This window comes from Ligilactobacillus sp. RTP31139st1_D10_RTP31139_211217 (genome assembly GCF_040226755.1).
In the GTDB taxonomy this organism is placed as follows: Bacteria; Bacillota; Bacilli; order Lactobacillales; family Lactobacillaceae; genus Ligilactobacillus; species Ligilactobacillus animalis.
The window spans coordinates 1-14176 of record NZ_JBCOAR010000014.1 but is presented as its reverse complement, the minus strand read 5'-3'; the positions used below and the strand labels follow the sequence as shown (position 1 = coordinate 14176).

8 protein-coding genes are annotated in these 14176 nt (G+C 41.5%); 6 read left to right on the top strand and 2 right to left on the bottom strand.

Annotation, left to right across the window (positions count from 1 at the left end; translation table 11 throughout):
• Positions 1 to 130 precede the first annotated feature (130 nt).
• On the bottom strand, positions 131 to 3127 hold the full coding sequence (lacZ, locus tag ABT996_RS08395; RefSeq protein WP_035448817.1) for a beta-galactosidase, LacZ type: 2997 nt from the start codon (positions 3125 to 3127) through the stop codon (positions 131 to 133).
• A gap of 294 nt (positions 3128 to 3421) precedes the next feature.
• On the opposite strand from lacZ, the gene ABT996_RS08390 reads away from it, so the two are divergent.
• Positions 3422 to 5350, top strand: coding sequence for a sugar MFS transporter (locus ABT996_RS08390; protein WP_010688579.1), 1929 nt, complete (start codon positions 3422 to 3424; stop codon positions 5348 to 5350).
• A 129-nt stretch (positions 5351 to 5479) separates the two neighbouring features.
• Positions 5480 to 6718: a serine hydroxymethyltransferase gene (glyA, locus tag ABT996_RS08385; protein ID WP_035448819.1), complete on the top strand. Its 1239-nt coding sequence runs from the start codon at positions 5480 to 5482 to the stop codon at positions 6716 to 6718.
• A gap of 60 nt (positions 6719 to 6778) precedes the next feature.
• On the opposite strand, the gene ABT996_RS08380 is transcribed toward glyA, so the two are convergent.
• The gene (locus tag ABT996_RS08380) at positions 6779 to 7789 is read right to left on the bottom strand and encodes a LacI family DNA-binding transcriptional regulator (protein WP_103050406.1); all 1011 of its coding nucleotides are present in this window, start codon (positions 7787 to 7789) and stop codon (positions 6779 to 6781) included.
• 246 nt (positions 7790 to 8035) lie between these two features.
• Between ABT996_RS08380 and ABT996_RS08375 the strand changes: the two genes are divergently transcribed.
• The 4 genes from ABT996_RS08375 to ABT996_RS08360 all read left to right on the top strand — a co-directional run bounded on the left by ABT996_RS08375 (position 8036) and on the right by ABT996_RS08360 (position 13894).
• On the top strand, positions 8036 to 9199 hold the full coding sequence (locus ABT996_RS08375) for a galactokinase (RefSeq protein ID WP_035448821.1): 1164 nt from the start codon (positions 8036 to 8038) through the stop codon (positions 9197 to 9199).
• 19 nt (positions 9200 to 9218) lie between these two features.
• A complete protein-coding gene (gene galT, locus ABT996_RS08370) occupies positions 9219 to 10700 on the top strand; it encodes a UDP-glucose--hexose-1-phosphate uridylyltransferase (RefSeq protein WP_035448823.1) in 1482 nt (493 codons plus the stop codon).
• Between the two features lie 28 nt (positions 10701 to 10728).
• Complete coding sequence (locus tag ABT996_RS08365; RefSeq protein WP_035448825.1) at positions 10729 to 12927, top strand: alpha-galactosidase; 2199 nt, start codon at positions 10729 to 10731, stop codon at positions 12925 to 12927.
• Positions 12928 to 13042: 115 nt separating this feature from the next.
• Complete coding sequence (locus ABT996_RS08360; RefSeq protein ID WP_010688587.1) at positions 13043 to 13894, top strand: alpha/beta hydrolase; 852 nt, start codon at positions 13043 to 13045, stop codon at positions 13892 to 13894.
• Positions 13895 to 14176 lie beyond the last annotated feature (282 nt).

Sequence of the window (14176 nt, the reverse complement as noted above, 5' to 3'; positions counted from 1 at the left end):
AGCGTGTGAGAGCCTAAAGAAACGTCAGGATGCAAGTGCATTCTGGCGTTTTTTTAGTATTTGTTAGGTGTTATAGCATAAAAAAATAGGCACCTTGCCAACGCAAAGTACCTATCTAAAAATTAAACTTTTAATTTAAAGGTTCGAGTGTAAAATTAAGTTCCAGTGGTTTATCAGCTTTGAGCCAGTAAGCTTCGTGAACTGGTGCGCCCCAAGAATCATCCCCGCCGACACCCATTTGGTCAGCCATGAGACGTAACCAAGCAAAGCGCATTGGTGGTAATTCATCTTGATGGAGCGCTTCTTCAAGCATCATCGTGCTATACGGTAAAAGGCTAGCTGAAAATGCGTGTTTATCAGCGCTGATCGTTAAGCCAAGGTCTTTGTCATCCGTAAGTGCTAAGGCACGGACATCACAGTGGTTACCGGTCTCTTGTGGAACTAAATAAGGAGCGACACTATCTTTTGCAGTCGTAGTAAATGTTCCTAAGCGAGCTCCTAGTTTACGGTCGAGATAATTTTCGGCTGGACCGCGACCATAGTAAGTCATGTTGTCGTACTTAGCAGGTAACTTGAATTCAAGCCCAAATGTCGGTAAGGATGGCAAGTCGGGATGCCCTGGATATTTGGCATTGACGTTGACTTTACCTGTCCCATCGACCAAATATGTGACCTGAACAGTGACTTGCTTTGGTAATGGCAGTTCATAGGTGTAGCTTACTTCAACGGCGTGTTCTTTAGGTGTGACTTGAAGATCAACGACCTTGGCAAATTTGCCAGCACCTAACCACATTGCACGTTCAAAGCCATGACCACAGCCACGGTCATTATCAGTCATTGGACGCCAGAATAATAGTTGTGGCGTTCGCATGATAAATTCTTGGCCACTGTATTTAAGTGAGACTAAACCACCTTTGTCTTTAGATAAGAGCACTTCGAAGTTCTTACCCGAGATCCCGATATTGACATCACCCATAGCGACTTTAGGTGTACCCTGAGCTTTAAATTTAGGTAAAGCTTGGCGGATCACTGTTTGTCCAAAGTTGATCTCAAAGCCAGCTTTAGCCCAAGCTGTATCCTTGGCTAAATGTTGTTGAACTTCATAGATGATCTCACCTGTTTCGGGTAGTGGAAGCTCAAGGTCAAAGTGCTTGCTTTCTTGCGGTAAGACGATCAATTGATAGTCTTTTTCAAAAATAACTTTGCCGTCTTGTAAGACCCGAGCAGTAAAGTAGCTATCGGCACTATTAGTGAACAAGCCATCATTAGTCAAGGTGACACCCGTTTCATCGGGTTCGATCTTAATGTCAGCGTATAGATGCTTGACTTCTTGGGCTTTAGGTGAGATCATCCGGTCAGCAAAGACTAACCCATCGCCACAGAATTCATAATCACTTGGGCGGTCGTTAAAATCGCCCCCATAAGCTAAGCGCGTCGTATCACCTAATTTTTGATAGATCGCTTGGTCAATGTAATCCCAAATAAAGCCACCTTGATAGTGTGGATATTTTTCGAGTTTAGTGTAGAGGTCTAAGCCACCGACTGAGTTCCCCATCGCATGCATGTATTCACATGAGATATATGGCTTTTTAGGCTCGTTTTGGAGATATTCTTCGATCTCATGTGGTTTAGCGTACATTCGACTTTCGATATCTGTAATGTAGTCAAATTCGCGGTTCCAAGTCACACCTTCGTAATGAACGACACGGGTTGGATCTTTGTGACGTAAATAATCGCCCATGGCTGCAATATCTGTTCCAGCATAAGATTCATTACCTAACGACCAGATGAGCACGCTAGGGTGGTTTTTATCACGTTCAAACATGCTGTTTGCACGATCGATACAGGTCGGTTCCCATTCTGGGAGGTTGCCAGGGATGTTCCACGATGGTTCGCAGGCACCGAGTTTTTGCCAAGAACCGTGGGATTCAAGGTTAGCTTCATCGATCAAATAGATCCCATATTCATCACATAAACGATACCAAAGCGTTTGGTTAGGGTAGTGCGATGTCCGCACGGCGTTAATGTTATGGCGCTTCATAAATTTGATATCCCATAGCATATCTTCTTTGGTGATCGCCCGGCCGAGTTTAGGATCAAATTCGTGGCGGTTGACCCCTTTAAAGAGGATACGTTTACCATTTAGCAACATTAGCCCATCTTGGATCTCGAAGCGTCTAAAGCCGACTTTTTCCGGAACAAATTCGAAAACAGCTCCGTCTTTATCTTCTAAAGTCAATTCGAGTGTATATAGATTTGGAAGTTCAGCACTCCAAGGCGCTACTTGACTCAATTCTTGGCCTAAATTGATCGTTTGGGTCAAAGGTACTTTGGTCTCAAAAGCAACGCGCTTATCGGGATCTAAGAGGCGCGCATGTAAAAAGTTATCGTCAGTTTGCCCAGTTACAGTTGCTTTTAGTTCAAAAATGCCGGTCTCGTAATCATCATCTAAGTTTGCGGTAACATGGATATCAGCTAGATGAGCTTTAGGCAAAGCATACAAGAAGACATCCCGGAAGATTCCGTTCAAGCGCCAGAAATCTTGGTCTTCGATCCAGCTAGCACTGCTGTATTTGAAGACTTCAACGGCTAAGTGGTTTTGACCTTCAACTAAATATGGTGTCAGATCAAAGTCACTTGGAGTAAAGGAATCTTCACTATAGCCGATAAAGTGGCCGTTCAACCAAACATAAAAGGCAGTCGCGACCCCTTGAAATGAAATATGAACGGGCTTATCTTTTAGCGCATGATCTAATTCAAAGGTCTTGATATAAGATGCGATCTTATTTTTCTTAGGTAATTTAGGGGGCCGGAGTTCTTCGTGACCATCCCATGGATATTGGGTATTAACATATTTATGACCATCAAATCCTTGTGTTTGCAAATGACCGGGAACTTGAATGTAGTCAAAACGGCCAAAGTCAAAATCTGGTTTGATAAAATCAAGTTTTTGACTAGCGATATCAGGTTCGAGATGAACGCGCCAAGTTCCATTTAGACTTTGGTTTAGTGAATTTTTACCTGTTTTAGCACTGTAAAACTCGTGGTCGGAATGAGCGGCTAAACGATTTACGGCAAAGACAGTTGGGTCTTCAAGCCAAGATAATTTTGGTTTTGTTACATGCATCAGTAGGCTTCCTCCTTGGATAGATAGTAATTTTTAAGTTCTTGCTACATCTCTATCGTAAACGATTACATTTAGATATTCAAGTTATATTTAGTAAAAATATTACTTTTTAGGGAAAATTAAATTACTAAAATATCTGATGGGTTATGGATAGAGTGCAGTGTTAAAAGTCAAGTGATACGACTTCAAATATTAATTTAAGTAATTTTTAGTAAATAATACTTGATTTATCTTTTGAAAGCGGTTAATATTAGAGTTGTAAAAGAAATAGTAATTATAGTTAGGAGAATTATGATGGAAACAAAAGAACGCCCTGTAAGTAAATTTACTTCACGTTTATCATATACTTTTGGCGCTTTTGGTAATGACGTATTTTATGCTGCCTTATCAAGTTATTTGATCATGTTCATTACCTCACACCTTTTTAATACAGGTGATAAAGCAACTAATAACCGTTTGATCAGTTATGTGACTTTGATCATCATGATCTTGCGGATCGTTGAGTTATTGATCGATCCTTTTATCGGAAATGCGATCGATCGAACAAAAACGCGTTGGGGACATTTTCGTCCTTGGGTCGTAGTCGGTGGGACGATCAGTTCGATCGCACTTTTGATCTTATTTACTAATATGGGGGGCTTGAATAAATCAAACCCTTGGTTATACCTCTTTATCTTTGCCGTATTGTATATCACGATGGACATCTTTTATTCCTTTAAGGATATCGGTTTTTGGTCGATGCTACCAGCGCTTTCCTTTGATTCACGGGAACGTGAAAAGATCGCAACGTTAGCTCGTATCGGTTCAACGATCGGTGGTTCTTTAGTCGGGGTCGTCGTAATGCCATTGGTGTTATTCTTCTCACTTCAAAGTAATGGTGGGACTGGTGATGATCGTGGTTGGTTCTGGTTTGCCTTTATCGTCTGTGCTACCGCCTTTCTTAGTGCGTTGGCTGTTGGTTTTGGGACCCGCGAAGTTGAAAATGATCTCCGGAAAAACGAAGAAGATACAGCTGGTATCGGCGCTGTCTTAAAGATGTTAGTCAAAAATGACCAATTGTTATGGGTAGCGATCGCTTATCTCTTCTATGGTATCGGGATCAACTTGGTAAATGCGCTTGAATTGTATTACTTCACGTATATCATGGGCTTTTCTAAAGGCTTCTCGATCCTTTCATTCATCAATATGATCGTCGGGCTTTTCTCGGTCGCTTTCTTCCCATTCTTAGCGAAGAAGTTCAGCCGTAAGCCATTATTTATCGGATGTTTAACAATGATGTTGATCGGTCTAGCAGTCTTTTCTGTTGCCGGAAGCAATTTGGCTTTAGTTTTATTTGCAGCTGAATTGTTCTTCATCCCACAACCAGTTGTCTTCTTGATCATTTTGATGATCATCACTGACTCAGTTGAATATGGTCAATGGAAATTAGGTCACCGTGATGAATCATTAGCCTTATCCGTTCGTCCGTTAGTCGATAAATTCGGTGGGGCTATCTCCAACGGTGTTGTTGGTCAGATCGCTGTTTTAGCTGGGATGACTACGGGTGCGACAGCTTCTTCTATCACAGCAAGCGATCAATTTACCTTCAAGATCATGATGTTTGCGATCCCAGCAGTCATGATGTTGATCGGGATGTTTATCTTTGCTAAGAAGATCACTTTGACCGAAGAACGTCACGCACAGATCGTGGCTGAGTTGGAAAAAACTTGGGGTGATCAATTTAGCAGTGAAAGTAGCGAAGCCGGTGTCTTGATCAAAGATGATGAATTGACAGCCATGGTACCTGTAGCTGGTAAAGTAGTAGCTTTAAATGATGTCTCTGATCCAACCTTTGCTTCGGGCAAGATGGGAGCCGGTGTTGCGATCGTTCCTAGTGATGGTAAAGTTTATGCTCCATTTGATGGGGTCATCAAGACAGTCTTTGTCACACGCCATGCGATCGGCTTAGTTTCCGACAATGGGATCCCAGCTTTGATCCACGTTGGTATCGGAACTGTTAAGATGAAAGGGACAGGTTTTGTAACTTATGTCAATGAAGGACAACATGTGACAAAAGGTGAACAGATCATGGAATTCTGGGACCCAGCGATCAAGAAGGCTGGCTTAGATGATACGGTGATGTTTACATTTGCTAACTCAGATCTCTTTGAAAAATTTGAAGTTGAAGTCAAGCCTGGGACAGAAGTAAGTCATACAGATGTCGCAGTCGAGATCGAAAAATAGTTTTACTAAAAACCTCGCTGGTAACCCGGCGAGGTTCTTTGCGGTCGATAAGTAAACTATTTTAGTTGAAAAAAGTTTAATTTTCGGCTACAATACAGGAAATTATACCAACGAAAAGAGGGCGCTTAGATGAACTATCAAGAACAAGATCCACAATTATGGGCAGCTATTGCAGCAGAAAAGAAACGCCAACAAGGAAATATCGAGTTGATCGCTTCAGAAAATATCGTTTCTGAAGGGGTCTTAGCAGCGCAAGGCAGTGTTTTGACCAACAAATACGCTGAAGGTTATCCAGGGAAACGTTATTACGGTGGTTGTGAGTACATCGACGTTGTAGAAGACTTGGCGATCGACCGTGCAAAAGAACTTTTTGGAGCTAAATATGCTAATGTTCAACCGCACTCTGGTTCACAAGCTAATGCAGCCGCATATCGTTCCTTGATCGCACCAGGTGATACGGTCTTGGGGATGGATCTTGCTAGTGGTGGTCATTTGACGCATGGATCGCCCGTCAACTTTAGTGGGCAAACATATAATTTTGTCAGCTACGGTGTTGATAAGGAGACAGAACGCTTAGATTATGATGCGATCTTAGCTTTAGCCAAAGAGGTCAAGCCTAAGTTGGTCGTAGCTGGTGCCAGTGCGTACCCACGTGAGATCGATTTTGAACGCTTTGGTCAGATCGCTAAAGAAGTCGGAGCTTACCTGATGGTCGATATGGCGCATATCGCAGGCTTAGTTGCAGCGGGTAAACACCAAAATCCAGTGCCGTATGCTGATATCGTAACGACTACGACACACAAAACTTTACGCGGACCACGGGGCGGTTTGATCTTGACCAACGATGAACAATTGGCTAAGAAGATCAATAGTGCTGTTTTCCCTGGCTTACAAGGTGGTCCTTTAGAACATGTTATCGCGGGTAAAGCAGTTGCTTTTGGTGAGGCATTGCGTCCCGAATTTAATGATTACGCTGCTCAAGTTATCAAGAATGCTCAAGCGATGGCAGAAGTGTTTGCACAAAATGATAAAGCCCGACTGATCTCTGGTGGGACGGATAATCATTTGTTGTTAGTTGATGTTTTAGGCTTTGGCTTGAATGGTAAAGAAGCAGAACAATTGCTCGACAGTGTTTCTTTGACCGTCAACAAGAACTCGATCCCATTTGAAACGCTTAGCCCATTTAAGACGAGTGGGATTCGCTTAGGTACGCCAGCAATCACGAGCCGTGGCTTTGATGAAGCCGATGCTAAGCAAGTTGCTGAATTGATCTTAGCAGTCCTTGAATCAAAAGGTGAAGCCGAAGTTTTAGCTGATGTGAAAGCTAAAGTAGCTCAGTTGACAGCCGCTCATCCGATCTATGAATAGAAAATAATACAAAAGACCGTAAAAACGCAACCACGTTTTTACGGTCTTTTTTGGTATGAACTAATTTAAGCTACTGTCACGCTTGATCAATTTAGTTGCCAAGGTCACCATTTCGGGTGTCTCTTGATCTTGTTCAGCTAAGGTACTGAGTAAAGTCACCGCTGAACGTCCCATTTGTTCGGTGAAGACTTTGATACTGCTGAGAGCGGGAAAAGCAAATTTAGCTAAAGATGTGTCATTAAATGAGATCAAGCTGACACGCTCGGGTACAGGAATATCATTTTCTTGTAATGCGCGTAAAGCTCCGACGGCGATCGCATCGTTAGCGATGAAGAAAGCTTGCGGTAAGTCTTCGCCTAACTCTTTGATCGCTTGATTCATCATCTGATAACCTGATTCAGGTGAGAATTTTCCGATGTAAACATAACGCGGATCGTAAAGTTTTAGATCGCTCAAATAGTTTTTAAATGATCTAAAACGGGGATCGATCAAGGAATCGGTTTGATCGGCGGTTTTTTCTTCCCCCGCTAAAAGTCCGATCTTGGTTTGGTCTTGGTTCAAAAAGTGGTCTAAAGCCATTTTAACAGCACCATCAAAGTCAGAAACGACACAATTGTAGCCCAAATTCAAAGTGTTGCTATCGACAAATACTAAATTTGAGTTTAAAGCAGCAATGTCGTGGCTTTCTTGGCGACTGTATTTCCCGATCGCGATCACGCCATTAGCTTGGGTCGCTTTTTCCAAAGGATCATTATGGAAGATCCGTGTGATCTCATAACCGAGCTTGTGAGCTTGGTTTTCGATCCCCAAGCGGATCGCGTAGTAATAAAGATCGTGGACTTCTTCTTGTTCGGTGTACCATTGAATGATCGCTAAACGTTTCTCTAAAGGTCGATCTGTTATTTGCTTTTTATTTTGAGTGTGCTTGACGTAATTTAGTTCTTCAGCGATCTTAAATATCCTGTTTCGAGTATCAGGACTGACAGACATTGTTTCGTCATAGTTTAAAACGCGTGAGACTGTAGCAGCAGAAACACCTGCTTTAGTTGCGATATCTTTGATCGTAGCCATATTTTCCTCCATTCATGATCGTTACGTATAAGTATATGTAATCTAGTATAGCATAAGCTTAGTAAAAAAACGCCTACAAGTTGTATATATTTTAGTAAAGGCCAGAATGAGCTTTTTTAAGAATGGGAAAAGAGACAGATTTATTTTACTAAATTTTAAGTAAAAACAGTTGCTAAATTCCGAAATTGTCTCTATAATTATAACTGTAAATAAAACGCTTGCACAAATGAAGAGAGGTAATAAAAAATGGAAAAAACAGAATTAAAACAACGCTTTGAAGAGATCTTTGGTCGGCCCTCAGAGGCAGAATTCTTCTCACCCGGTCGGATCAATTTGATCGGTGAACATACCGATTACAATGGAGGCCATGTTTTTCCATGTGCGATCACTTTAGGGACTTATGGTGCTGCTGCTAAACGTGACGATCAAACATTGCACTTTTACTCAGAAAACTTTGCGGATGAAGGGATCATTGAAGTTCCATTAGCTGACCTACATTTTGATAAAGCCGATAAATGGACGAATTATCCTAAGGGCATGATCCATTTCTTAAAAAAAGCTGGACATAAGATCGATACCGGGATGGATGTCTATGTCAACGGTAATATCCCTAATGGTTCCGGTCTATCATCATCAGCTTCATTGGAATTGTTGATGGGTGTCATTGCCCAACATTTATTTGATCTCGACCTTGAACGCCTCGATCTAGTAAAGATCGGGATGAAGACTGAAAATGACTTCATCGGTGTAAATTCAGGGATCATGGATCAATTTGCCGTGGGTATGGGCCAAGCAAACAAAGCGATCTTGTTAGATACTAACACTTTGAAGTATGATCTTGTGCCTTTGGACCTAAAAGACAACGTGATCGTGATCATGAATACAAATAAACGCCGTGAATTAGCTGATTCTAAGTACAATGAACGTCGCAGTGAATGTGAGACTGCGTTAGAAGAGTTGAACACTAAATTAGCTGCTAAGAGCTTAGGTGCTTTGGATGAGCAAACATTTGATGAATACAGTTATTTGATCGCTGATGAAGATCGTTTGAAGCGCGCACGGCATGCAGTTTGGGAAAATCAAAGAACTTTACAAGCACGTGAAGCTTTACAAGCAGAAGATCTCGAAAAATTCGGGCGTTTAGTAAATGCCTCACACGTTTCATTGGAACACGACTATGAAGTAACGGGTAAGGAATTGGATACGCTAGCTCATACAGCTTGGCAACAACCAGGCGTTTTAGGTGCCCGGATGACAGGTGCTGGTTTTGGTGGTTGTGGGATCGCGATCGTAAATAAAGCCGATGTGGAAGCCTTTAAGGAAAATGTTGGTAAAGTTTACGAAGAAAAGATCGGCTATGCACCAGCATTCTATATTGCTGAGATCGCCGACGGAACAAAGAAATTGTAAAAAAATGGGGGCATAAGAGATGAAGGTAGATGTAGTGACACGCTTTGTAGATGGCGTTATCGCAAATAGTGACTATACCCAAATGGATAAGCCTTACCTGTATAATCGAGTTTTAGCGCTAGTTGGTGAAGGCGAGCTTGAACAAGAAGTGGAAACGACTGACTTGATCGCGTTGAAAGATGAATTATTAACCATCGCGGCTAAAAATGGTAAAGTGGGCGAAACTCAAAATGAACGCGATAATTTAGGCGCTGAATTGATGAATTTCATCATGCCAGCACCGAGCGTTTTGAATCAACGTTTCTGGCAAACATATGAAACAGATAAACAAAAGGCGATCGCAGATTTCTATGCTTTGAGTAAACAAAATGATTATATCAAAACTAAAGCGATCGCTAAAAATATCGCCTATAGTGTGCCGACACAATATGGTGATATCGAGATCACGATCAATTTATCTAAGCCGGAAAAAGATCCTAAAGCGATCGCAGCTGCTAAAAAGATGAAACAAACAGGTTATCCTAAGTGCCAATTATGTATTGAAAATGAAGGTTATCAAGGGCGGCTCGATTATCCAGCACGGGCTAACCACCGGATCATTCGCTTTGATCTAGGTAACAAGACCTGGGGCTTTCAATATTCACCTTATGCATACTTTAATGAACATTGTATCTTTTTAGATGGCAAACATGAGCCAATGGCGATCACAAACAAGACATTTAGCCAATTATTAGCGATCGTGGACCGATTCCCAGGCTACTTTGCTGGGAGCAATGCGGATCTGCCGATCGTTGGTGGTTCGATCTTGACACATGAACACTACCAAGGTGGTAACCATGAATTTGCGATGCAAAAAGCACCGATCGAAAAAGCCTTACATTTTGCGGGCTTTGCCGATGTTGAGGTTGGGATCGTTAAATGGCCGATGTCTGTCATCAGACTACGAGCTAAAGATCAAGCTCGCCTAGTTGAACTAGCAAGTAAGATCTTGGATAAGTGGCGCACTTATTCGGATGAGAGCGTGGATGTCTTAGCTAGCTCAAATGGCGAACCACACCACACGATCACTCCGATCGCACGTAAGTCAGGTGCTGAATTTGAACTAGATCTAGTGTTACGGGATAATCAAACTTCCGCTGAATATCCAGATGGTATTTTCCATCCCCATCAAGATGTACAACACATTAAAAAAGAAAACATTGGTCTGATCGAAGTGATGGGCTTAGCGATCTTACCACCACGTCTAAAAGACGAGCTGACTGAAGTTGAAAAATACTTACTAGGAAAGCCCAACCAAATGGCCGACTACCATGCTAAGTGGGCTGAAAAGATCAAGGCTGATCATCCAGAAGTAAGTGAACAAAATGTTGATAATTTAGTCAAAGCTGAAGTCGGTAAAGTCTTTGCACGCGTTTTAGAGGATGCAGGAGTCTTTAAACGCGACCAAAAGGGGCAAGCAGCATTTGTGAGATTTGCTGAATTTGTAGGCTTAGAGGGGTAATTTAATTTAGAAAGTAGAGAGTGTATTGATGAACAAGTTGATTGAATTTGATGAAAAAAATAAAGTCTTTCATTTGCATAATGATAAGATCTCATACATTTTATCGGTAGAAGAAGGTGGCTATTTAAGTCACTTATACTTTGGGAAAAAAGTGAATGGGTATCATGGTCAGTTGCGTTATCCGCGGGTAGATCGAGGCTTTTCAGGGAATTTACCTGAGAGTCTAGACCGGACATATTCACTTGACTCGTTACTTCAAGAGTATAGTGGTGTTGGGAATTGTGATTATCGCACACCGGCTTTGGATCTACAAAATGCGGATGGTTCATTTGCAGCTCGTTTAGTCTATCAAGGCTACGAGATCACAGCGGGTAAACCTAAACTTGAAGGCTTGCCAGCGGCCTATGCTAACGCTGATGAAGCTCAGACCCTAGTGCTCTTTCTTAAAGATGAGGTCAGTGGTGTCGAAGTTACCTTGTTATACACGATCTTCAAAGATCTAGCCATTGTAGCCCGTTCCGCTAAGGTCACTAATGCAGGTGCTGAACCGGTAGAACTAAAAAAAGTCGCTTCTATGCAACTTGATTTTATCAAACAAGATATGGATGTCATCTCCTTACCTGGAGCTCATGCTAATGAACGCCATATCCAACGTGAGGCGATCGGACAAGGTAGAAAAGTCTTTGAAAGTCGCCGAGGTGCTTCAAGTCACCAAATGAACAGTTTTATCGCGGTCTTAGAGCACAACGCCGATGAATTTTCGGGTGAAGTTTACGGCTTTAACTTAGTGTATTCCGGTAATCACAGTTTTGAGATCGAGAAAGACCAATTCGAACAAACACGTGTGGTCGCTGGGATCAGCGATTATAATTTTAGCTGGCACTTAGAAGCCGGTGAAAGCTTCCAAGCACCGGAAGTTTTACTAGCTTTCTCAGCTAACGGCTTGAATGAGATGAGTCAAAATTACCATGAATTGATCAGAGAACATATCGTCCGTGGTAAATTCAAACATCAAGAACGTGAGATCCTCGTAAATAACTGGGAAGCAACGTATTTTGAATTCAATGAAGATAAGTTAAAGACGATCGTTGATGATGCTAAAGAATTAGGGATCGAAATGTTTGTCCTAGATGATGGCTGGTTTGGTCATCGAGATGATGATAATACTTCGTTAGGGGATTGGACCGTTTATGAACGTAAATTCCCTCAAGGCATCAAGCATTTTGCTGATTATGTCCACGAACAAGGCTTGAAGTTTGGACTTTGGTTCGAACCAGAGATGATCTCCATCGATTCAAAGCTCTACCAAGAGCATCCTGAATATTTGATGCAAGTTCCTGGAAGAAAGCCAAGTCCTTCGCGAAATCAATTTATCTTGGATCTAACGCAAAAGGCTGTACGTGAAAACGTAGTAGCACAATTGAGTGCTCTATTAGATGGTGGCTTTATCGATTACATCAAGTGGGATATGAACCGTCATATCTCAGATGTTTATTCGGTGTCCTTGCCAAAACAACGCCAAGGCGAAGTCTACCACCGCTATATGCTAGGGCTTTACGAGATCTTAGAAACATTGACGACCAAATATCCAGATATCTTATGGGAAGGTTGTTCAGGTGGCGGTGGCCGTTTTGACACGGGTTATGCTTATTACATGCCACAGTCATGGACAAGTGATAATACCGATGCGATCGCACGTCAAACGATCCAATATGGTACTTCACTAGTTTATCCACCATCTGTCTTCACCGCGCATGTTTCGGCCGTGCCTAACCATCAAACTGGGCGGATCACGCCATTTGAAACTCGTGGTGCAGTAGCAATGAGTGCCGTCTTTGGTTATGAGCTCGATCTGACTCAATTGACAGCCGATGAAAAGGAAGCGGTCAAAGAACAGGTCAAGACTTATAAAGCGATCCGACCATTAGTCCAATTTGGTGATTTTATCCGCTTGAAAGATCCAGCTAAGGGTAACCAATGTGCCTGGATGTTTGTTTCCAGAGATAAAAATGAAGCTTTGGTCTTTGTCTTTGACCGCTTAGCTTCAGCACAACCAACCTTGACCTTGACTAAGTTAGCCGGTTTAGACCCAGCCAAAAATTATCAAGATCAAAAAACTAAGGCGCTCTTTAGTGGGAACGAATTGATGGAGTTAGGGTTCTATGATCCCGTTAAACGCCATGATTTCACGGCGGATATGTACCACTTTAAAGCCGTAACAGATTAATAATATCTCTTTTAAGGGCAAACTCATATGATGGAGTTTGCCTTTTTAGCTTGAAGAATAACCTTAGTATATGGTATCTTATCCGATAAACAGGCATAAGAAAGGAAGGTCGTGGATGAAAAGAAAGTTTTGGTGGCCGATATTACTATTGGTAGTCCTCATTTTTGGTGGCTGGTTGATCGTTTCACAAAGTTTACGTGATAATGCAAGCCAGCAATATGAAAAAACTAAAGTGCCAACTTTATTTTTGCACGGTTATGGCAGTAGTCATCGTGCAGAAGAGCATATGACGCAGGCAATCGTCAAGGCCGGAGTTACCCAAAATGTGATCCGGGCGACAGTGGCTAAAGATGGGACAGTCAAATTGCAAGGGGCGCTACCGCAAAGTGCATATAATCCACTAGTCGAAGTGGAATTTGAAGATAATAAAAATGCGAATTATCGTCAAAATGGGGTCTGGCTCAAAAATGTTTTGGTCAAACTCCAAAAAACGTATGGCTTTAAGAAATTTAATGCTGTTGCGCATTCGATGGGAAATCTGACTTTGGCCTACTACATGTTGGATAATGGTCAAAATAAAAAATTACCTCAATTGCAAAAGCAAGTCAATATTGCAGGGCATTATAATGGGATCATTGGTATGGATGATCAAGCCAATCAAATGCAGTTAGAAGAAGATGGTGCTCCTAAACAGATGACAGGAACTTACCAACAGCTATTGAAATTGGATGATAGTTATCCTAAAAAGCAGGTCTCGGTCCTAAATATCTATGGTGATCTAAATGACGGATCTGATTCTGATGGTCGAGTAAGCAATAATTCTTCACGATCAGAGAAATATCTTTTGCAAGAGGTTTACCGCAGTTACCAAGAGCTTGAGATCAAGGGTGAAGGCGGACAACATAGTAAGTTGCATGAAAATCGTCAAGTTGACCGAGCTATCATTAATTTTATTTGGAAAAAATAGTTTAAAAGAGATGTTTGCTACAAAAACGAGTGGTAGGCATCTCTTTTTATTATATTTTAATTAGAATTTTGGATAACAAAATAAATATCAGGAGAACAAGTTGCTAAAAAACATTTGTTATTTTTTATTGATGGATAATTTTTTTGTTAAGTATAAAGTGTGGATAAATATCAGTTCATTGGACAAAAAATGTGATCACAAGTCATTTATTTTGAAGTTATTAACTATTTTTCGGTTTTTTAGATAAATATAAATTATTTTAAATATCATTCGATATAAGAG

Bases quoted from the DNA above. Each gene is read 5' to 3' on its own strand.
- ABT996_RS08375 (WP_035448821.1), top strand. From the start codon at position 8,036: ATGGAAAAAACAGAATTAAAACAACGCTTTGAAGAGATCTTTGGTCGG.
- ABT996_RS08360 (WP_010688587.1), top strand. From the start codon at position 13,043: ATGAAAAGAAAGTTTTGGTGGCCGATATTACTATTGGTAGTCCTCATT.
- ABT996_RS08390 (WP_010688579.1), top strand. From the start codon at position 3,422: ATGGAAACAAAAGAACGCCCTGTAAGTAAATTTACTTCACGTTTATCA.
- glyA (WP_035448819.1), top strand. From the start codon at position 5,480: ATGAACTATCAAGAACAAGATCCACAATTATGGGCAGCTATTGCAGCA.
- ABT996_RS08365 (WP_035448825.1), top strand. From the start codon at position 10,729: ATGAACAAGTTGATTGAATTTGATGAAAAAAATAAAGTCTTTCATTTG.
- ABT996_RS08380 (WP_103050406.1), bottom strand. From the start codon at position 7,789: ATGGCTACGATCAAAGATATCGCAACTAAAGCAGGTGTTTCTGCTGCT.
- lacZ (WP_035448817.1), bottom strand. From the start codon at position 3,127: ATGCATGTAACAAAACCAAAATTATCTTGGCTTGAAGACCCAACTGTC.
- galT (WP_035448823.1), top strand. From the start codon at position 9,219: ATGAAGGTAGATGTAGTGACACGCTTTGTAGATGGCGTTATCGCAAAT.